Origin of the sequence: Kitasatospora sp. NPDC053057, assembly GCF_044546945.1 — a bacterium.
In the GTDB taxonomy this organism is placed as follows: domain Bacteria; phylum Actinomycetota; class Actinomycetes; order Streptomycetales; family Streptomycetaceae; genus Kitasatospora.
The window spans coordinates 76,077-95,999 of record NZ_JBITZP010000010.1; the positions used below are offsets into that span (position 1 = coordinate 76,077).

The 19,923-nt window shown below is 73.6% G+C and carries 16 protein-coding genes; 2 read left to right on the top strand and 14 right to left on the bottom strand.

The window, feature by feature from the left end; genetic code table 11:
• The first annotated feature begins 8 nt into the window (after positions 1-8).
• The gene (locus tag ACIG5E_RS13805) at positions 9-1,679 is read left to right on the top strand and encodes a hypothetical protein (protein WP_396533616.1); all 1,671 of its coding nucleotides are present in this window, start codon (positions 9-11) and stop codon (positions 1,677-1,679) included.
• A 32-nt stretch (positions 1,680-1,711) separates the two neighbouring features.
• Here the strand turns inward: ACIG5E_RS13805 and ACIG5E_RS13810 are convergent, their stop codons facing one another.
• From ACIG5E_RS13810 to ACIG5E_RS13875, 14 genes are all read right to left on the bottom strand, one after another.
• Complete coding sequence (locus ACIG5E_RS13810) at positions 1,712-3,703, bottom strand: AAA family ATPase (RefSeq protein WP_396533617.1); 1,992 nt, start codon at positions 3,701-3,703, stop codon at positions 1,712-1,714.
• A gap of 70 nt (positions 3,704-3,773) precedes the next feature.
• Positions 3,774-4,583: an Fpg/Nei family DNA glycosylase gene (locus ACIG5E_RS13815; RefSeq protein WP_396533618.1), complete on the bottom strand. Its 810-nt coding sequence runs from the start codon at positions 4,581-4,583 to the stop codon at positions 3,774-3,776.
• Positions 4,584-4,661: 78 nt separating this feature from the next.
• Complete coding sequence (locus ACIG5E_RS13820) at positions 4,662-5,543, bottom strand: AAA family ATPase (RefSeq protein WP_396533715.1); 882 nt, start codon at positions 5,541-5,543, stop codon at positions 4,662-4,664.
• Between the two features lie 141 nt (positions 5,544-5,684).
• Positions 5,685-6,113, bottom strand: coding sequence for a type II 3-dehydroquinate dehydratase (gene aroQ, locus ACIG5E_RS13825; protein ID WP_396249624.1), 429 nt, complete (start codon positions 6,111-6,113; stop codon positions 5,685-5,687).
• Between the two features lie 8 nt (positions 6,114-6,121).
• On the bottom strand, positions 6,122-7,213 hold the full coding sequence (gene aroB, locus ACIG5E_RS13830) for a 3-dehydroquinate synthase (protein WP_396533619.1): 1,092 nt from the start codon (positions 7,211-7,213) through the stop codon (positions 6,122-6,124).
• A complete protein-coding gene (locus ACIG5E_RS13835) occupies positions 7,206-7,727 on the bottom strand; it encodes a shikimate kinase (protein WP_396533620.1) in 522 nt (173 codons plus the stop codon). Before ACIG5E_RS13835 ends, aroB begins: the two co-directional genes overlap by 8 nt.
• The gene (gene aroC, locus ACIG5E_RS13840) at positions 7,724-8,908 is read right to left on the bottom strand and encodes a chorismate synthase (protein ID WP_396533621.1); all 1,185 of its coding nucleotides are present in this window, start codon (positions 8,906-8,908) and stop codon (positions 7,724-7,726) included. Before aroC ends, ACIG5E_RS13835 begins: the two co-directional genes overlap by 4 nt.
• 174 nt (positions 8,909-9,082) lie before the next feature.
• The gene (locus ACIG5E_RS13845) at positions 9,083-9,913 is read right to left on the bottom strand and encodes a shikimate dehydrogenase (protein WP_396533622.1); all 831 of its coding nucleotides are present in this window, start codon (positions 9,911-9,913) and stop codon (positions 9,083-9,085) included.
• A 34-nt stretch (positions 9,914-9,947) separates the two neighbouring features.
• Positions 9,948-11,795, bottom strand: a complete 1,848-nt coding sequence (mltG, locus tag ACIG5E_RS13850; RefSeq protein ID WP_396533623.1) for an endolytic transglycosylase MltG — start codon at positions 11,793-11,795, stop codon at positions 9,948-9,950.
• Positions 11,796-11,983: 188 nt separating this feature from the next.
• Positions 11,984-13,201, bottom strand: coding sequence for an endolytic transglycosylase MltG (gene mltG, locus ACIG5E_RS13855; RefSeq protein WP_396533624.1), 1,218 nt, complete (start codon positions 13,199-13,201; stop codon positions 11,984-11,986).
• Between the two features lie 158 nt (positions 13,202-13,359).
• A complete protein-coding gene (ruvX, locus tag ACIG5E_RS13860) occupies positions 13,360-13,842 on the bottom strand; it encodes a Holliday junction resolvase RuvX (protein ID WP_396241089.1) in 483 nt (160 codons plus the stop codon).
• The gene (alaS, locus tag ACIG5E_RS13865) at positions 13,842-16,511 is read right to left on the bottom strand and encodes an alanine--tRNA ligase (protein ID WP_396533625.1); all 2,670 of its coding nucleotides are present in this window, start codon (positions 16,509-16,511) and stop codon (positions 13,842-13,844) included. Before alaS ends, ruvX begins: the two co-directional genes overlap by 1 nt.
• On the bottom strand, positions 16,511-16,984 hold the full coding sequence (locus ACIG5E_RS13870) for a DUF6167 family protein (protein WP_396533626.1): 474 nt from the start codon (positions 16,982-16,984) through the stop codon (positions 16,511-16,513). The genes alaS and ACIG5E_RS13870 overlap by 1 nt, the downstream gene beginning before the upstream one ends.
• 4 nt (positions 16,985-16,988) lie before the next feature.
• The gene (locus ACIG5E_RS13875) at positions 16,989-17,468 is read right to left on the bottom strand and encodes a DUF948 domain-containing protein (protein ID WP_396533627.1); all 480 of its coding nucleotides are present in this window, start codon (positions 17,466-17,468) and stop codon (positions 16,989-16,991) included.
• Between the two features lie 218 nt (positions 17,469-17,686).
• On the opposite strand from ACIG5E_RS13875, the gene ACIG5E_RS13880 reads away from it, so the two are divergent.
• The gene (locus ACIG5E_RS13880) at positions 17,687-19,906 is read left to right on the top strand and encodes an ATP-binding protein (RefSeq protein WP_396533628.1); all 2,220 of its coding nucleotides are present in this window, start codon (positions 17,687-17,689) and stop codon (positions 19,904-19,906) included.
• The last annotated feature ends 17 nt before the right edge of the window (positions 19,907-19,923 follow it).

Sequence of the window (19,923 nt, forward strand, 5' to 3'; positions counted from 1 at the left end):
ATCACGATGTGCCGTCCCACCCCCACGTCTGGCCCGCCGACCGCTGGAACACCCGCCCGGTCAAGGCCCGCGTGCTGGCGGTCGCCCGCACCCTCACCTCGGCGACCAGGGTCCTGGACGTCCTCACCCTGCTGAACCCGGACGGCATCGAGCGGTACTTCACCGTCAACCCCGGCTCCGCCTTCGCCGACCGCGCCCTGGACGACTTCCTCCACGGCCTGCCCGGCTACACCGTGCTGGACTGGGAGGACGCCGTCCGGCGCCGCTTCGACCTGGCCGTCGCCTGCGCCGTCCATGCCTCCATGCACCGCCTGGACGCCCACCTGGTCGTGCTGCCGCACGGCGCCGGCTACAACCGCCTGGTCCCCGAGTCCACCGGCGACACGGTCAGCGCCGCCGGTCTCTCCCGCCACGAACTCACCTACCACGGGCGGGTGTTCGTCGACGTCCTCGGCCTCTCCCACCCCGAGCAGCTGGACCGGCTGCGGGTCTCCTGCCCCGAGGCACTGGACGTCGCCCAGGTCGTCGGCGACCCGTGCTTCGACCGGATCCTGCGCAGCGAACGCTCCCGCGACGGCTACCGGGCCGCGCTCGGCGCCGTCGACGGCCGCCGGCTCGTCGTCGTCAACTCCACCTGGAGCGAGCACTCGTTATTCGGCCGCCACCCCGACCTGCCCCAACGGCTGGTCCGGCGCCTGCCCGCCGACGAGTACACCGTCGCCGTCGTGCTCCACCCCAACGTGTGGAGCCGGCACGACCCCGAAGCCCTGCTCGACGACGCCCGCCGGATGGGCCTGCGCCTCATCCCGCCCCACCGGGGCTGGCAGGCCGCGCTCGTCGCCGCCGACTGCCTGATCGGCGACCACGGCTCGGTCTCCGTCTACGGCGCCGCCCTGGAACGCCGCACCCTGCTCGTCGCCACCGGCGCCGCCGAACTCGACCCGCGCTCCCCCAGCTACGCCTTCGGCCAGCACGCACCCGCGCTCGACCCCGACGGCGACCTCGCCGCCCAGCTCGAACTCGCCCTCGCCCGGGACCCGGCCGACCTGAGCGACCTCACCGACCGCTCGCTCGCCCACCGCGGCCGATCCGCCCGGGTGCTGCGCCCGCTGCTCTACTCCTTCCTCGACGGCCTGGACGAACCCGCCGACGAACCGGTCCTGCCGCCCTACCCCAAGCCCGCGCCCCGCCCGACCGGTGACGGGCCCACCGCGTACGACGTCGAGGGCAAGAGCGAGGGCACCGAGGTCAGCCTGCGGCGCTACCCGTTCCACCCGGACGACCACACCCCGCGCGGTTTCCACGCCCTCACCGACGACCACCCCGGCGACGCCCTGCGCTACACGGCCGAGGTCCTCGCCCGGACCGAGCCGCACGCCGAACGCCCCGCCGTCCGCTGGCTCGCCGACACCTCCCTCGAACTGCCCGGCCTCGCCGTAGCGGTGGCCGCCCTCGGCCCGGCCCGCCACCTGCTCCGGCTGCACAGCGGCCTGCTCCTCGAAGCCCGCGCCGAACGGGACTTCGGCTGCCCCGACCCCAGCCTCGACCCGCTCCTGCTCGGCTCCGCCGTGGCCTGCTGGCTCGCCGACGGCGGCGACCCGGCGGGCCTGCCCGACCACGGACTCACCGTCCGCACCGGCGAGCACCGCACCCGGGTCTCGTTCCTCGCCGGGCCCTAGCGGAGCCCCTGGCCTCGCAGCCCCGCAGCTCCCTAGCCCCGCAGCTCCCGCAGCCGCGCCCGGCTGCGCTCGGCCAGCTCGGCGTCGTCCAGCTGCTCGGCGAGAGCGACCAGCAGGGTGTGCGCCTGGGCCTCCTTGGCGTACTGCTTGCGGGCCCTGGCCCGCTCGACGCAGGTGCCGGCGTGCTCGACCGCGAGGGCGAGCTGCCCGAGGGCCCGGTGGGCCCGGGCGTGCACCAGCGGCAGCTTCATCAGCATGTCGTGGTCCTCGGTGGCCGCGGCCCGGGCGGTGGCCTCGGCCAGCACGGCCAGCGCGTCGTCCGGGCGGCCGTCGGCGATCAGCGCCTGCGCCAGGTTGTAGCTCTGCACGATCTCGCCGTGCGCGTCGCCCTCGTTGGCCTCCCGGGCCAGCGTGAACTTCTCGACCGCGTCCCCCGGACGGCCGTCGGCCAGGCACAGCAGGCCGTCCGTCTCGTACAGCACGCCCACCACCCGGCGGTCGGCCACCAGCGGCACCTGCTCCTCGGCGAGCGCCAACTGCTCGGCGGCCAGCGGGAAGTCCTCCCGCTCGTAGTGGGCCCGAGCCAGCTGGTTGTGCATCCGGACCACCGCGTCCGGATTGTTGGCCCACCGGGCCGACTCGATCCCGACCTCGTGGGTGGCGATCCAGTCCGAGTACAGCTTGCGGCTGTGGTACAGCGGCCACAGCGACTCGCACAGCCGCCACACCTCGTCGTGCCACTGCCGCTCGGCCGCCGCCTCCACCACCGCGCGCAGGTCGGCCCGTTCGGCGTGGAGCCACTCCAGCGCGGCCGCCCCGGAGGGGAACCCGGGCAGGCCCTCGCCGCTCGGCTCCTGCAGGCGCAGTCGCGGGCCCATCGCACGGTCCGCCAGCGAGGCCCTGCCCCGGTAGTACGCCACCACCTGGGCCAACAGCCCGCCCCGGCCCGGCAGTTCCCGGGCGCAGGCGTAGGCGTGGGTCCGCACCACGTCATGGGCCTGGAAGCGTTCGCCCGGCCCCTGGTCGACGACCACGTCCAGCAGGTGCGCGGCGCACAGCTCGTCCAGGGCCTCCTCCGCCCGCTCGACGCCCGCCGCTTCGGCCAGTTCGGCCGACACGAAGGGCCCCGGGTGCACGCCGATCAGCCGGTAGAGCGACCGGCCGTGCGGCGAGAGCCGCTCGTACACCGGGTCGTAGGTCTCGTGGAGGTTCCCCTCCTCGTTGTTCAGGATGGCCAACCTTCCTTCCTGGTGGGACAGTTCCGCCACCACCTGGCCGACGGACAGGCGGCCCCGGCCCAGCAGCTGGCTCCCGACGGCGTTCAACGCGAGCGGCAGTCCCTGGCACCGCTCCACCAGCGCCGCGACCTCCGTGTCGGTGCCGCGCCCGGCGCTCAGCCAGCCCCGGACGAGTGCCGCGCCGGCCGCCGCGCTCAGCCGGTCCAGCTGCAGCACCTGGGCACCGTCCATCCGCAGCGCGTCCAGCCGCCGCCGGCCGGCCGCCACCACCAGCCCGCTGGACGGCAGCAGGGCGCGGACCTCGGCGGCGTGCTCGACGTTGTCCAGGAAGACCAGGCAGCGCTGATCCGCGGTGATGGTGCGGAACTCCCCGAACCGCTCCGCCTCCACGTCCGGAGGCCGGACCCCGAGGGCGCGCAGGAAGCCCTCCAGCACCCCGGCGAGGTCCACCGCGGACCGGTGCCGGTAGGCCTTGAGGTCGGCGTACAGCACGCCGCCCGGGAAGTGCGCCGCCTGCTCGGTGGCGAACTTCGCCACCAGCTCGGTCTTGCCGACGCCGCCCAGGCCGGTGAACACGACGATCGCCGGTCCGCCCCGGTCGGACTCGGCCAACGCGGCCGTGAGCGCCGCGAGTTCGCGCTCACGGTTGACGAAGCTCGCCCGCGGCGGACGCACCTGGTGCGGGCTCCGGTGCTTCGGCGGCAGGTGGACCGTGACGTTCTGCCCCTGGATCACGTGCCCGTGCACCGTGCCCGACATGCTGTTGGACACCTCGTAGCCGTCCACCCGTCCGCTCCCTCCGACCGGCCCGGGCCCCAGCCTACGGCGTGGGGCCACCCCCGGGGCTGAATCCGTCTCAGGCCGCCTGGCAGGTCGGGCACCAGAACAGGTTGCGCGCCGCGTGCTCCTCCGTCCGCACGTCGGTGCCGCAGACCAGGCAGGGCATCGCGGCGCGGCGGTAGACGTACACCTCGCCGCCGTGGTCGTCCACCCGGGGCGGGCGGCCCATCGCCTCGGGGGTGTGCTCGGGTCGGACGGTGTCGATCCGGCCGGCGGCGACGCCCTCGTGCATCAGGGCGACCAGGTCGGCCCAGATCGCGTCCCACTCGCGGCGGGTGAGGTCGCGGCCGGCCCGGTGCGGGTTGATGTGGTGGCGGAACAGCACCTCGGCGCGGTAGACGTTGCCGACCCCGGCCAGCACCTTCTGGTCCATCAGCAGCGCGGCTACGGTCGTCCGGCTGCCGGATATCCGGCGCCAGGCGGCCTCCGGGTCGGCGTCGGCGCGCAGCGGGTCGGGGCCGAGGCGGGCGGCGACGGCGGCCTTCTCGGCGTCGGTGACCAGCGCGCAGGTGTTGGGACCGCGCAGGTCGGCGTAGCCGTCCTCGTTGGCCAGCCGCAGCCGGACCAGGCCGACGGGCTCGGGCGCGGGGCCGCTGCCGAAGCCGAAGCCGCCGTAGAGGCCGAGGTGGATGTGTACCCAGGCGCCCTCCTCGAAGCCGAGGAAGAGGTGCTTGCCGGTGGCCTCCGCGCTCGTGAGCAGCTGCCCGTCGATCGACTTGGCCTCGTCGGCGAAGCGCCCCTGCGGGCTGGAGACCTGCACCGGGCGGCCGCCGAAGGCCTGGCGGTTCTGGCCGGCGAGGCGGTGGATGATGTGGCCTTCCGGCACGGGCGTCAGCTCCCCGGGTGGTTCTGGCGGGACCGCTCCATCATCGCAGCCGCCACCGACAGGGCGGATGTCCGCTGGTCAGCGGACCGGCATCCCCATCAGCCGGGCGAGGATGACGCGGTCCAGCTCGGCGGCCGTACCGGCGACGTCCAGGTACGAGTTGTCGATGATCGGCAGCCCGGAGTTGTACCAGCCGGCCATCCGCCCGTGGATGCGCGCCACCTCCTCGTCGCCCAGCCGCCGGGTGCCGCTGCGGCGGGCGTTGCGGCGCAGCACCGAGTCCAGGCTGGGCAGCAGCACGACCGGGATCATGCCGGGCCCGATGTGCCGCTTCCAGCCGCCGAGGCCGATCGCCGGGCGATCCGGGAAGACGGCGTCGTCGATGATGCAGGAGATGCCGTTGGCCAGGTAGTTGCGGCAGGCGAAGCCGCAGGTGCGGCGGGCCAGCCGGTACTGGGCCTCGGAGGCGTTGTTCCAGCCGGACTGCGGGTTGGCGAAGCCGGACTGCACCCACTCCCGGACGTCGTCCAGGCTGATGTGCGCGGTCGGGGTGGCCCGGCGCTCGGCCCAGTAGCGGGCGACGGTGGTCTTGCCCGCCCCGGCCGGACCGATCAGCAGGACGGCGATCGGCCCGGCGGGCGCGTGCCGCTGCGGCGGGTGGGCGGGGAGCTGGACGGGCGTGCCGGCGGGCAGCACGAAGTGCCCGGTGCCGCCGGCCGGTACGGGCGCGGTGGGCACGGGCGGCGGCGCAGCGGCCGGAGCCTGGGCGGGCGCGGGTGCCACGGCCGGAGCGGGCGGCGGCGCAGCGGCGGGTGCGGGCCGGGGTGTCGGGGCAACGGCGGGTGCGGGCCCCGGAGCCACCGTGGGAGCAGCCGTAGGCCGAACCGTCGTCGGCGGCGGAGAAGGCGGCGGAACCGGAGCCCCCGACGGGGACGCCCCCGCACCGCCCCCCGGCCGCACCGGCGGAGCGGCGGGACGCGGCGGGACCTGCCCACCTGCGGCGTACTGCGTCACGACACCTCCCGACCACACCTCTCACCGGGGACACTACACGGCGGCCCGGCGGTGGGCACAGTCCGCCGCCGGGCCACTGACCAGCAGTCAGCGCGAGGTGAGCTGCTCCGCCAGCGCCCGAAGCGCCAGCTCGTACGACCCGATCCCGAAGCCCGCGATGGTCCCGGAGGCCACCGCCGCGATCACCGAGTTGTGCCGGAAGGTCTCCCGTGCGTACGGGTTGGAGATGTGCACCTCGATCAGCGGCGCGGTGCGCTGGGCCGCGGCGTCCCGCATCGCGTACGAGTAGTGGGTGAACGCGCCCGGGTTGATCACCACGGGCACCTTCCCGTCGGCCGCCTCGTGCAGCCACTCCACCATCTGCTGCTCGGAGTTGGTCTCGTGCACCTCGACCTCGAAGCCGAACTCCTTGCCCAGCGCGGTGCAGCGCTCGACCAGCCCGGCGTACGAGGTGGCGCCGTAGACGTCCGGCTCGCGGCTGCCCAGCCGGCCGAGGTTGGGGCCGTTGAGCACCATCACCCGGGTCACGCGGAGACCTCCGCGTAGGCGGCGACCAGCAGGGACGGGTCGGGGCCCTCCAGCACGGAGGTCTTGCCGAGGCCGTCCAGGACGATGAAGCGGATCAGGTCGCCGCGCGACTTCTTGTCGATCTTCATCGCGTCCAGCAGCTTCGGCCAGGCGTCCGCCCGGTAGGTCAGCGGCAGGCCGACCGAGGCCAGCACGGTGCGGTGCCGGTCGGCCGTCTCGTCGTCCAACCGCCCGGCCAGGCGGCCGAGTTCGGCCGCGAAGACCATGCCGATGGAGATCGCCGCGCCGTGCCGCCACTTGTAGCGCTCGTTGCGCTCGATGGCGTGGCCCAGGGTGTGGCCGTAGTTGAGGATCTCGCGCCGGCCGGACTCCTTGAGGTCTCCGGAGACGACGTCGGCCTTGACCTGGATGGCCCGGCGGATCAGCTCGACGGTGTGCGGGCCGGCCGGCGACTTGGCGCCCTCCGGGTCGGCCTCGATCAGGTCGAGGATGGCCGGGTCGGCGATGAAGCCGCACTTGATGACCTCGGCGAGGCCGGAGACGTAGTCGTGCTTGGGCACGGTCTCCAGGGTGCCGAGGTCGGCCAGCACGCCCACCGGCGGATGGAAGGCGCCGACCATGTTCTTGCCCTCGGCGATGTTGATGCCGGTCTTGCCGCCGACGGCCGCGTCGACCATGCCGAGCAGCGTGGTGGGCATGGAGATCCAGCGCACCCCGCGCAGCCAGGTGGCGGCGACAAAGCCGGCCAGGTCGGTGGTGGCGCCGCCACCGAGGCCGACCACGACGTCGCTGCGGGTGAACCCGGTCTGCCCGAGCACCGACCAGCAGTACGCGGCGACCTCGGCGCTCTTCGCCTCCTCGGCGTTGGGCACCTGGAGCGCGAACGCCTCGTACCCCTCGCCGGCCAGGTCCTCGCGGATGGCGTCGGCGGTGGCGGCCAGCGCCTCCGGGTGGATGATCGCGACCCGCTTGGCACGCGGCCCGATCAGCGGCGCCAGCTCGCCGAGCAGCTGGTGCCCGATCAGCACGTCGTACGGGTCGTGGCCGGCGCTGCCGCCGACGTGAATCCTGACGGTGGTGTCAGTCATGGGGGGTCTTCAGCTCCAGTGCTTCCAGTACGGCGTCCGCGACCTGCTCGGGGGTGCGGTCGGCGGTGTCGACGACGGCGGTGGCCACCTCCAGGTAGAGGGGGCGGCGGGCCTCCATCAGCTCGCGCCAGCGGGCCCGCGGGTTGACGGCCAGCAGCGGGCGCGGGGCGTCCAGGCCGACCCGCTTGACCGCGTCGCCGAGCGGGACCTCCAGGAAGACCACCGGCAGCTCGCGCAGCAGCTCACGGGTGGCCTCGGCCATCACCGCGCCGCCGCCGAGCGCCAGCACTCCGCCGTGTCCCTCGGCGGCCGCGCGCACGGCGCGGACCTCCAGCTCGCGGAAGTGCGGCTCGCCCTCGTCGATGAAGATCTCCGGGATGGGCTTGCCGGCCAGTGCCTCGATGTCGGCGTCGGTGTCCCGGAAGCCGACGCCCAGGCGCTCGGCCAGGGCCTGCCCGACGGTGGACTTGCCACTGCCGGGCGGGCCGACCAGCACCACAACGGGCGATGTCATCGGATGATCAGGTTGTCGAGGTAGCCCTGCACGTTGCGGCGGGTCTCGGAGACGTTGTCGCCACCGAACTTCTCGCTCACCGCGTCGGCCAGCACCAGCGCGACCATCGCCTCGGCGACGATGCCGGCGGCCGGCACCGCGCAGACGTCCGAGCGCTGGTGATGCGCCTTGGCCGGCTCGCCGGTGCGCACGTCCAGGGTCTGCAGCGCCCGCGGCACGGTGGCGATCGGCTTCATCGCGGCGCGCACCCGCAGCACCTCGCCGGTGGTCAGGCCGCCCTCGGTGCCGCCGGAGCGGCCGGAGGTGCGCTTGACGCCCTCGGGGGTCGGGACGATCTCGTCGTGCGCCTTCGACCCCGGCACCCGGGCCAGCTCGAAGCCGTCGCCGACCTCGACGCCCTTGATCGCCTGGATGCCCATCAGCGCGGCGGCCAGCCGGGCGTCCAGCCGGCGGTCCCAGTGCACGTGCGAGCCGAGGCCCACCGGCACGCCGTACGCGAGCACCTCGACCACGCCGCCGAGGGTGTCGCCGTCCTTGTGGGCCTGGTCGATCTCGGCGACCATCGCCTTCGAGGCGTCCTCGTCCAGGCAGCGCACCGGATCGGCGTCCAGGCGGGCCTCGTCCGAGGGCAGCGGCACCACACCGGCCGGCGCCTTGGCGGCGGCCAGCTCGACGACGTGGCTGACGATCTCGATCCCGGCCACCTCCTTGAGGTACGCGCGGGCGACGGCGCCCAGCGCGACCCGGGCGGCCGTCTCCCGGGCGCTGGCGCGCTCCAGGATCGGCCGGGCCTCGTCGATCGAGTACTTCTGCATGCCGGCCAGGTCGGCGTGGCCGGGCCGGGGGCGGGTCAGCGCCTCGTTGCGGGCCAGGCCCGCCAGCACCTCGGGGTCGACCGGGTCGGCCGACATGACCTGCTCCCACTTCGGCCACTCGGTGTTGCCGACCATGATCGCGACCGGGCTTCCCATGGTCAGGCCGTGCCGGACGCCACCGAGGAAGGTCACCTCGTCCTGTTCGAACTTCATCCGCGCCCCGCGGCCGTAACCGAGCCGGCGGCGCGCCAGCGCGTCGGCCACCACGTCGGTGGTGACCGGTACACCGGCGGGCAGGCCTTCCAGCGTCGCGACGAGTGCGGGGCCGTGCGACTCCCCCGCCGTCAGCCAGCGCAACGTACCCAACGGAGCTCCTTCATCAGCGGACCGGCCCACGGCACCGCCGCGGCCCGCCCGAGCGTGCCTTCCGTCCGAATCCTTTCATGACCCGGCGGCACCCGGGGGCCCAGTCCGCGTGACGGACGGCAACCGGTCACCCAACGAAACGATCTGGCCTCGACCGGACCGCCCGGAGCCTGCCTAGCGGTTGGCGAGCGCCTTCTCCCCCGCCTCGCGCATCGCCGCCAGCGGCCCGGGCGTGTGCCCGGTGAAGGCCTCGCTCTGCAGCACCGCCTGGTGCACCAGCAGGTCCAGGCCACCCAGGACGGTCGCCCCGCGCTCCGCGCAGGCGGCGGCCAGGGCCGTCGGCCACGGGTGGTACAGCACGTCGAACAGCGCGCCCGGGGCCGCCGTCAGCGAGCCGGCGAAGGCGTCGGTCGCCCCGACCGGCGTGGTGGAGACGGTCAGCGGCCGCTCCAGCGCCTCGGCGCCGCGCTCCCAGTCGGCGGTGCGCACCGCGACGCCGAGCCGCTCGCCCAGCTCGGCCATCTCCCGGGCCCGCTCGGCGCTGCGCACGTAGACCGTCACCTCGCCGGCGCAGACCTGGGCCAGCGCCGCCAAGGCGGACGAGGCAGTGGCCCCGGCGCCCAGCACGGCGGCGGCGGACACCTCGGTGATGCCGCGCTCGCGCAGCGCGTTGACCAGCCCGGGGACGTCGGTGTTGTCCCCGGTGCGCCGCCCGTCGGCGGTGAACACCACGGTGTTCACCGCGTCCACCGAGCGGGCCGCCGCGCTGACCTCGTCCAGCAGCGGGATGACCGCCCGCTTCAGCGGCATGGTCAGCGACAGCCCCGCCCACTCGGCCTCGTCCAGCCCGGCGAGGAAGCCCGGCAGGCCGGCCTCGTCGACCTCGAAGCGGTCGTAGCGCCAGCCGTCCAGCCCGAGCGCCGCGAAGGCGGCCCGGTGCAGGTCGGGCGAGAGCGAGTGGGCGATCGGCGAGCCGAGGACGGCCGCCCGGTGCTTGCTGGTCAACACTGCCTCTCCGTGAACGACGGTGCGGTGATGGCTACTTGGTGGTGCAGTGCAGGCCGACCTTGTCGAAGCCCTGGCCCGCCGCCTTGCAGTACGCCTCGACGTTGGCCGCGTGCTCCTTGTCCGTCTCGGCGAAGAGGGTGTTGGTCGGGGACATCGCGATGAAGTACAGCCACTTGCCGTCCGCCGGGTTGAGCACCGCGTTGAGCGCCTCGTCGCCGGGGTTGGAGATCGGCGTCGGCGGCAGGCCCGGGTTGATGTAGGTGTTGTACTTGTTGGACCCGTCGTTGATGTCCTTCGACGTGAGGTCCTTGCGGCCCAGCGAGTACTGCAGCGTGGTGTCCATGCCGAGCGTGTGGCGCACGGTGTCGCTCGCCAGACGGTTCTGGATGGTCCTGGCCATCTTGGCGAAGTCGCCCGGGTTGTTGCCCTCGCGCTGCAGGATGCTCGCCTCGATGACCACCTCGTAGCCGTTCTTGAGGCCCGCCTTGGAGGCCTGGCCGTCCAGGTTCGCGTACTTGTCGGTGGCGTTCTTCACCATCTGCTTGAGCAGGTCCTCGGGCTTCATGCCGTCGGCGATGTTGTAGCGGGTCGGCCAGAGGAAGCCCTCGATGTTGCCGTTCGCGTACGCCGGCAGGCCGAGGTCGTTGACCTGGGCCTTGGCGACGTTCGCCGTGGTGCCCTTCTGGAGCTTCAGCTTGTCGTCGATCTTGGCGTAGATCTCGGAGGAGTTCTTGCCCTCCGGGATCACGATGGCCGCGCCGCCCGCCTGGTCGAGCAGCTCCTTGAGCGCGGCCGAGGCCGGCATCTCCTTCTTCATCTCGTAGAAGCCCGGCTGGATGGTGCCGCACTTGGGCTCGGCGTCGCAGGCCTTGGTGAACGCGTCGACGCTCTTGACCACGCCGGCGTTCTTCAGCGCGAGACCGATCTGGCCGCCGACCGCACCCGGCTTGACCTCGACCTGGATGGAACCGGTGCCGTCACCCGTGTAGTCCGGCGGCGGGCCGAAGTGGGCCTGGTAGAAGCCGTAGCCCCACCAGCCGGCGCCGCCGAGCAGGCCGACCAGCACCAGCGCGACCACCAGGCAGGCACCGCCGTTGCGACGGCCCGCCTTCTTGCCCTTCTCCTTGCGCTTCTTCTGCGCCTCGCGGGAGTCGTCCTGCTCACCGAGGAAGCCGACCTCCTCGGCCTCGGCGTGCTCCTCCAGGTAGCCGTCCTCGCCGTGCTGCCCGTCCTCGTGGTGGCCGTCCCACTCCTCGGCCTCGGGCTCGTGCGCCCCGCCGACCGGGTCGGCGCCGGACTCCAGCGCGGCGGCCTCGGCCTCCCAGTCGATCCCGTCCGGACCGGGACCGGAGGCGGGCTCGGGCGTCTGGGCCTGCGGGGCGGCCTGCGGCTGGGCCTGCTGCGGAACGGGCTGCGGCTGGACCTGCTGCAGCATGCCCTGCTGCTGCATGGGCATCTGCTGCTGCGGATAGCCCTGGGGCATCCCCTGCTGCATCGGCATCTGCTGCTGGGGGTAGCCCTGCTGCGGCATACCCTGCTGGGGCATGCCCTGCTGCTGGTAGCCCTGCTCAAAACCCTGCTGCAGCGGACCCCCCATCTGCTGGAGGTGGGCCTGCTGCTGGTACCCCTGCGGGTATCCCTCCTGCGGCATGCCCTGCTGCTGCATGGGCATCTGCTGCTGCGCGTACCCCTGCTGCACGTCCCCGTACGGCTGCTGACCCTGCTGACCGTGCTGGCCGAGCTGGCCCTGCTGCGGGTACTGCTGCTGCCACTGGCCGTCCTGCTGGCCGGGGACCGGCTGCTGGCCGCCGTACCCGGGATCACCGGGGTGCCACGGCTGCTCGCCCTGGGGGCCGTAGCCCCGACCCAGATCGGTCATTGATCCCCTTAACCGACGGTGACGACCGGAGGATCGGACCGGCCGTCCGGGACGACGCAGTCCCGGCTGATTCTCGAACCGGCGTGCTAGCGCAGCGCCTGGGAGGAGACGTTACCGTACCGCAGCCAGACCCCCGCCCGGGCGGACGCACCGTCAGTGAGCGACCTCACCCGTGGCTCACGGGGCCGTCACGGGGTGGCCGCACCCGGCGTGGAGGGCGTGGCGGAGGCCGGGGCGCTCGGCTTGGCCGCCCGGGCGGCGTTGAATTCCGCCACGTTGCGCTGCTGCACCTCGAAGCTGTCGGTGAAGCGGGTGTCGCCCGGCTTCACGGTCACGAAGTACACCCAGTCCCCGGGCGTCGGGTCCAGCGCCGCCATGATCGCCTGCCGTCCCGGGTTGGAGATCGGCGACGGCGGCAGCCCCGGGTGCAGGTAGGTGTTGTACGGGGAGTCCAGCTTGGTGTCGGTGACCGTGGTGTTCAGGGTCGAGCGGCCGAGCGCGTAGTTGATGGTGGAGTCCAGCTGCAGCGGCATCCCCTTGGCCAGCCGGTTGTAGATGACCCGGGCCACCTTGCCCATGTCCTCGGTGTTGTCGGCCTCGCCCTGGACCATGCTGGCGACGGTGACCAGTCCGTACAGGCTCTGCCCGAGGTTCTGCGCGACGACGTTCGCGTCGTCCCGGCTGAACTCCTTGCCGGCCCGGTCGACCATCTGCTTCAGCAGGTCCAGCGGGGTGGTCCCGTCGGTGACGGCGTAGGTGGCGGGGAACAGGTAGCCCTCCGGGCTGCCGTTGGCGAAGTCCGGCAGGCCCAGCTCGGCGCCCTGCTCCTTGGCGGCCTTCTGGGTGGTGCCCTCGGGGAGGTTCAGCTTCTTGTCGATCGCCGCGTAGATCTGGTAGCCGCGCCAGCCCTCGGGGATGGTGAGGCCGTTGGCGTTGGCCGGGTCGATCAGGATGGACAGCGCGGCGGCGGCCGACATCTTCTGCTTGAGCGTGTACGTCCCGGGCTGGATCCGCCCGGCGGCCGCCGCGCTGCCCTTCGCCGCCCGGGTGAAGGCGAGCGAGCTGGCCACCACCCCGTTGCGGACCAGCGCGGAGGCGATCTGGGACAGGCCCGCGCCCTCGGGCACCGAGACCTGGACACTGCCGCTGCCCTCCCCCGCGTAGTCGGCGGCCGCCGGGGGTTTGCGCTGCCGCTGGAGCCAGGTGTAGCCGGTGAGCCCGATCCCGCCGAAGACCGCGATCAGCGCGAAGGCGGTGAGCGCGCAGGCCAGTCCGTTACGCCGTCGGTGCGGATCCGGCGCATCGGAGCGCGGCCGGGGCGCGCCCGGCGGACGACCCTCCGGCTCCAGTACCGGCGCACCGAGGTGGCCCGGTGTGAGCCCGGGGTGGAAGTCCTGGTCGGTCATGGCTCGCGGCCTCCTCGGCGGTCCCGGATCGCTGCGAATCACTCCGATCCGGCCCGTACCGATCCAGACCGATACGAAACGGGCACCGAAGCGAACGAAAAGGGGTCCGTGCGGACGCGTCCGCACGGACCCCTCATCGGGACGTTAGAGCAGGCCGGTCAGCCGACCGCCTCGACGCTCTCACCGGGCGGGCGTCCGCTCACCCGTTCGGACTCAAGGGCGGTCTGCAGGATCACCACCGCGGCGGCCTGGTCGACCACCGAGCGGCCCTTCTTCGCCTTGACCCCCGAGGCGCGCAGCCCGTGGGTCGCGGTGACGGTCGACATCCGCTCGTCCACCAGCCGCACCGGCACCGGGTAGAGCCGGTTGGCCAGCCTGGCCGCGTACGCCCGGACCTTCTCCGCCGCCGGGCCCTCCTTGCCGCTGAGCGAGCGCGGCAGCCCGACGATCACCTCGATCGCGTCGTACTCCTCGACGATCGCGGCGATCCTGGCCTGCGACTTCACCCCGGCCGGGACGGTCTCCACCGGCGTGGCGAGCACCCCGTCGGGGTCGCAGGACGCGACCCCGATCCGGGCGTCGCCGACGTCGACGGCGATCCGCCGTCCACGCCGGAAGGGCTTCGGCTCCGCTTCGAGCATCAGGAGGCGCGCTCCGCGACCAGACCGCGCACCGCGGCGATGGCCTCGCCGAGGGCGGCCGGGTTGGAGCCGCCGCCCTGGGCGACGTCGTCCTTGCCGCCACCGCCGCCGCCGAGGGTCTTGGCCGCGGTGCGGACCAGCTCGCCGGCCTTGATGCCGCGGCCACGGGCGTCCTCGTTGGTGGCGATCACGGTCAGCGGGCGGCCGCCCGCCACGGTGAACGCGGCGACCACGGCCGGGCGCGAGCCCAGGCGGCCGCGCACGTCCAGGACCAGCTTGCGCAGCTCGTCCGCGCCCACGCCGTCGGCGACCTGCGCGGCGACCACGGCGATGCCGTGCACGTCCTCGGCCGAGTCGGCCAGGCCCGCCGCGGCGGCCAGCACCTTCTCGGCGCGGAAGCGCTCGATCTCCTTCTCGGCGTCCTTGAGCTTGGTGAGCATGCCCGAGATCTTCTCCGGCAGCTCCTCCGGGCGGCCCTTGACCAGCTCGGTGAGCTGGGCCACCACGGTGTGCTCGCGGGCCAGGAACTTGTACGCGTCGACGCCGACCAGCGCCTCCACCCGGCGCACGCCGGAGCCGATCGAGGACTCGCCGAGCAGCTTCACCAGGCCCAGCTGGGCGGTGTTGCCGACGTGGGTGCCACCGCACAGCTCCTTGGAGAAGTCGCCGATGGAGACGACCCGCACCTCGTCGCCGTACTTCTCGCCGAACATCGCGATGGCGCCGGCCTTGCGGGCCTGGTCCATCGTCATGACCTCGGCGGTGACGTCGAGCTCGCGGCCCAGCACATCGTTGATCTTCTGCTCGACGTCCACCAGCACGCTGCCCGGAACGGCGGCGGGCGAGCCGAAGTCGAAGCGGAAGCGGCCGGGGGCGTTCTCGGAGCCGGCCTGGGCGGCCGTCGGGCCGAGCGCGTCGCGCAGCGCCTGGTGGGTCAGGTGGGTGGCCGAGTGGGCGCGGGCGATCGCCCGGCGGCGCTCGGTGTCGATCGTGGCGTACGCCGCGGCGCCGAGCACGACCTCGCCGAACAGCACGCCGCCGGAGTGCACGATGACGCCCGGGACGGGCTGCTGCACGTCGCGGATCTCCACCACCGCGCCGGCCTCCAGCCGGATCCGGCCGTGGTCGGCGAGCTGGCCGCCGCCCTCGGCGTAGAACGGGGTGCGGTCGAGGATGAGCTCGACCTCGTCGCCCTCGGAGGCGGCCGGCGCCGGAACGCCGTCCACCAGCAGGCCGACCACGGTGGCCTCGCCCTCGGTCAGGCTGTAGCCGGTGAAGACGCTCGCGCCGGACTTGTCGGCGACCTCGCGGTACGCGGCGACGTCGGCGTGGCCCATCTTCTTGGCCTTGGCGTCCGCCTTGGCGCGGTCCCGCTGCTCCTGCATCAGGCGGCGGAAGCCGGCCTCGTCCACCTGGAGGCCCTGCTCCTCGGCCATCTCCAGGGTGAGGTCGATCGGGAAGCCGTAGGTGTCGTGCAGCTTGAACGCCTGCTCGCCGGAGAGCACCACGCCGCCGGCCTGCTTGGTCTCGGTGACCGCGACGTCCAGCAGGTTGGTGCCGGCCTTGAGGGTCTGCAGGAAGGCCCCCTCCTCGCCGATGACGACCGTCTCGATGCGCTTGCGGTCGCTCTCCAGCTCGGGGTACTGCGGGGCCATCGCCTTGATGGCGACGTCGATGAGCTCCTTGGCCACCGGCTCGGTGGCGCCCAGCAGCCGCATGTTGCGGATGGCGCGGCGCAGGATGCGGCGCAGCACGTAGCCGCGGCCCTCGTTGCCGGGGGTGACGCCGTCGCCGACCAGCATCAGCGCGGTGCGGATGTGGTCGGTGACCACGCGCAGCGAGACGTCCGACTTGTGGTCGGCACCGTACGCGTGGCCGGTGAGCTCGGCGGCGCGGTCGAGGATCATCCGGCTGGTGTCGATCTCGAAGAGGTTGTCGACGCCCTGCAGGATGGCGGCGAGGCGCTCCAGGCCGAGGCCGGTGTCGATGTTCTTGCTCGGCAGGTCGCCGAGGATCTCGAAGCCGTCCTTGCCGTCGCCGTGGCCGCGCTCGTACTGCATGAAGACCAGGTTCCAGATCTCCAGGTAGCGCTCGCCGTTGACGGCCGGGCCGCCCTCCTCGCCGTACGCGGGGCCGCGGTCGTAGTTGATCTCCGAGCACGGGCCGCACGGGCCGGGCACGCCCATCGACCAGAAGTTGTCCTTCATGCCGAGGCGCTGGATGCGCTCGGAGGGCACGCCGATGACGTCACGCCAGATCTGCTCGGCCTCGTCGTCGTCCTTGTAGACGGTGATCCAGAGCTTCTCCTTCTCCAGGCCGTAGCCGCCGTCCGCGACGGGAGTGGTGAGCAGCTCCCAGGCGAACTTGATGGCTCCTTCCTTGAAGTAGTCACCGAAGGAGAAGTTGCCGCACATCTGGAAGAAGGAGCCGTGCCGGGTGGTCTTCCCGACCTCCTCGATGTCCAGGGTGCGCACGCACTTCTGGACGCTGGTGGCGCGCGAGAACTGCGGCTTGACCTCGCCCAGGAAGTAGGGCTTGAACGGCACCATGCCGGCGTTGACGAGCAGCAGGGTGGGGTCGTCGGCGACCAGGGACGCCGACGGAACGACGGTGTGGCCGCGCTCCTCGAAGAAGCGCAGCCAGCGGCGGCGGATCTCAGCCGACTCCATTAGTGGTCCTTCCGGTTCGTTCCGCCCCGCGGCAGAGCTCGGCGGGGCGTTTCTTCCATGGTCTGTGGGGTGGTGCGGCCCCCGCCGTCGGGCAGGGCGCGGGAGGGAGGCAGGGCGGCGGCCGGGCGACCGGGCGCCGCCGAGATAGCTCGGTACTGTGGCTCGCGTGAGGGGGGCAACGCGGAGCGTTTCCCAAGAAGGGTGGTGGACGGGCGGGGGCGGAGGGTGCTCCGGGGCTCGACCACGGCGGTGCCGTGCAGTCCGAGGTCCTCCTTCAGCTGCTCCTCGCGCTCGGCCATGCCGGAGCGCACGTCCTGGGCGAACTGCTTGGCGAGGTCGCCCAGGTGCAGCGCACCGCGCGCGGCGGTGCCGGAGAGGCTGTCCGGGGTGAGTCGCTGCACCGCGTCGTTGGCCTTGTTCATGGCCCACACGGCGGCGCCGGCGCCGACCGCCATCCAGAAGATCCGTGCCATGCCGTCAGCCCCTCACCGCTCGCCGGACCCGGGAGAGCAGGCCGCTCCTGGGCGCGGTCGCGGCGCGCACCTCGGCCCGGATCAGCCGCGCCAGCTCGTCGCGCTCGCCGGCCTGCAGCGGCACGTTCGGCAGGGCGCCCTGCTGCTTGGCGACGGCCTTGCGGACGCCGTAGCTGAAGGCGGCGACCTTCATCAGCGGTCCGCCCAGCGTGGCGGCGGCGGTGGAGGACAGCGCCTTGGCGTTGGCGGCGGCGTCCTGCACGTTGGCGGTGATCTCGTCCACCCGGTCCAGCTGCTCGTTGGCGCTGCGCACGGCGGCCCCCGCGTCGATCAGCAGGGGCACGGCCTGCTCGGTGACCGCGGAGACCAGGACGGTGGCCTCCTTCAGCACCCGGGAGAGGCGGACGAGCACGACGGCGAGCAGGGTGACCAGGACCGCCCAGAACACGGCGACGAGCAATCCGGCCAGCTCTCCCACGGACACCTTTGCGCGCTCCCTCGCCTTGCCGATTCCAACCGAACCCTATCGCGCCCACGCCCGGTTTCCGGACCGGGTCACGGCCGTGGCCTCGTCCGGGTGTGCGAACCGCGCGCGTAACCGACCGGCCGGTCACCTCGTTCTGCCAGGCGGGCCGTCGGCCGTACGGCCCGACGCACGTCCGGACCGCTGCGGTTCGGGCCCGGAACAACGGGGAGCAGGGCTTGGCCGGCGACTGGACAGCACAGCCCGCGGCGTGGCCGCGCGAGCCGGAGCCCGGCCGGCTGCCGGCCGAGGTGACCGGCTTCGTCGGGCGGCAGCGGGAACTGGCCGAGCTGGCGGGCCTGCTCGCCAGCGCCCGGCTGGTGACGGTGACCGGGCCCGGCGGGGTGGGCAAGAGCCGGCTCGCGCTGCGGGCGGCGGCCCGGGCGGCCGGGGCCTTCCCGGACGGCACCTGGCTGGTGGAGGTGGCCCCGGTGCAGGACCCGCCGCTGCTCGGCCACGCCGTCCTGGAGGCCCTGCGGCTGACCGACGGCACCGCCCGGCCGCCGCTGGACGTGCTGGGCGAGCACCTGGCCGGGCGCCGCCTGCTGCTGGTGCTGGACGGCTGCGAGCACCTGGTCGAGGCCTGCGCCGAGCTGACCGACGCGCTGCTGCGTGCGCTGCCCGGCCTGCGGGTGCTGGCCACCAGCCGCGCCGCCCTGCGGGCCTCGGGCGAGCACCTGCTGACGCTGGCTCCGCTGCCGGCCGGCCCGCTGCCGGCCCAGCGGGTGGGCCCGGGCCCGCTGCCGGACGCGGTGCGGCTGTTCGCCGACCGGGCCAGGGCCGTGGTGCCGTCCTTCGAGGTGACCGAGGCGAACGCGGAGGCGGTCGGCCTGCTCTGCCGTCGGCTGGACGGCATCCCGCTGGCCGTGGAGCTGGCCGCCGGGCGGCTGCGGGCGCTGTCGGTGGAGCAGATCACCGCCCGGCTGGACGACCGCTTCCGGCTGCTCACCGGCGGCTCCCGGACGGCCCTGCCGAGACACCAGACGCTGCGCACCACGATCGGCTGGAGCCATGAGCTGTGCACAGTGCAGGAACGTTTACTCTGGGCCCGCCTGTCGGTCTTCGCCGGCAGTTTCGACCTGGAGGCCGCCGAGTACGTCTGCGCCGGCGGGGGCATCGAGCCCGAGGACGTGCTCGACCTGCTCGACGAACTCGTCGCCAAGTCCGTGGTGCTGCGCGAGGAGACCACCTTCGGCATCCGCTTCCGGCTGCTGGACACCCTGCGCGAGTACGGCGGCCACTGGCTGCGCGCCGCCGGCGGGGAGCCGCGGCTGCTGCGCCGCCACCGCGACTGGTACCTGGGCGTCGCCACCTGGGGCGAGGTCGAGTGGTTCGGCCCCCGGCAGCCCGAGACCGCCGAGCGCACCCGGCTCGCCCACACCAACCTCCGCGCGGCGCTGGAGTTCTGCCTCGCCGAGCCCGGCGAGGAGCAGATCGCCCTCCTGCTGGCCGGCACCCTCTGGTTCTACTGGGTCGGCTGCGGCCACCTGGGCGAGGGCCGGCACTGGCTGGACCGCGCGCTCGCCCTGACCCGCGAGCCCACCGAGGCCCGGGCCAAGGCCCTGTGGGTGACGGGCTACATGGCCACCCTGCAGGGCGACCTCGGCACCGCCCGGCCCGCCCTGGAGGAGTGCCGCCGCCAGGCCCTGGACACCGGCGACGACCGGGCCCTCGCCTACGCCGTCCACCGCCAGGGCTGCGCCGCCCTGATCGGCGACGACCCGGAGCGCGCCACCGAGCTGTTCGAGGAGGCGCTCTGGCACTACCGGACCATCGGCGAGCTCAACAGCAACGTGGTGATGGCCATGATCGAACTGGGCCTCGCCTACCTGTTCCAGGGCGATCTGGACAGCGGTGAGCTCTGGTTCGGGCAGGCCCGCGAGGTGTGCGAGGAGCACGGCGAGCAGTGGGCGTACGCCTACGTGCTGTACGCGCTGGCGTACGCCCACTACCTGGACGGCGCGGTACAGCCGGCCCGCGCCCTGGCCCGCGAGTGCGTCCGGCTGAACCACCACTTCCGCGACCTGCTCGGCATCGTGCTGGGGATCGACCTGCTGGCGCTGCTGGAGACCGAGCCGGCCGGCCCGGGCGAGCCGGCCGACCTGTGCGAGGCCCGGGTGCTCCAGGGCGCCGCGCACCGGATCTGGCGCGCGGTCGGCAATCCGTTCCTGGGCTCGCGCTCCTTCTTCGGCACCCACCAGGGGTGCGCCGAGCGGGCCCGGGCCGGGCTCACCGAGCAGGAGTACGAGGCCTGCTACCAGGCGGGCGGCCGGCTGGACCTGGACGCCGCCGTCTGCCGGGCGCTCGGCGACGGGGGCTCGCCGGACGGCCCGGAGCCCGGCCCCGGCCCCTGCCCGGTGCCGCCCGCACCGGCGCCGGCACCGGTGCGGAACAGCTGAAGCTCGCGGATTGCTTG

Bases quoted from the DNA above. Each gene is read 5' to 3' on its own strand.
- aroQ (WP_396249624.1), bottom strand. From the start codon at position 6,113: ATGGTGCTCAACGGCCCCAACCTCGGCCGGCTGGGCAGCCGCGAGCCG.
- aroB (WP_396533619.1), bottom strand. From the start codon at position 7,213: ATGACTGACACCACCGTCAGGATTCACGTCGGCGGCAGCGCCGGCCAC.
- ACIG5E_RS13835 (WP_396533620.1), bottom strand. From the start codon at position 7,727: ATGACATCGCCCGTTGTGGTGCTGGTCGGCCCGCCCGGCAGTGGCAAG.
- mltG (WP_396533623.1), bottom strand. From the start codon at position 11,795: ATGACCGATCTGGGTCGGGGCTACGGCCCCCAGGGCGAGCAGCCGTGG.
- mltG (WP_396533624.1), bottom strand. From the start codon at position 13,201: ATGACCGACCAGGACTTCCACCCCGGGCTCACACCGGGCCACCTCGGT.
- ruvX (WP_396241089.1), bottom strand. From the start codon at position 13,842: ATGCTCGAAGCGGAGCCGAAGCCCTTCCGGCGTGGACGGCGGATCGCC.
- alaS (WP_396533625.1), bottom strand. From the start codon at position 16,511: ATGGAGTCGGCTGAGATCCGCCGCCGCTGGCTGCGCTTCTTCGAGGAG.
- ACIG5E_RS13870 (WP_396533626.1), bottom strand. From the start codon at position 16,984: ATGGCACGGATCTTCTGGATGGCGGTCGGCGCCGGCGCCGCCGTGTGG.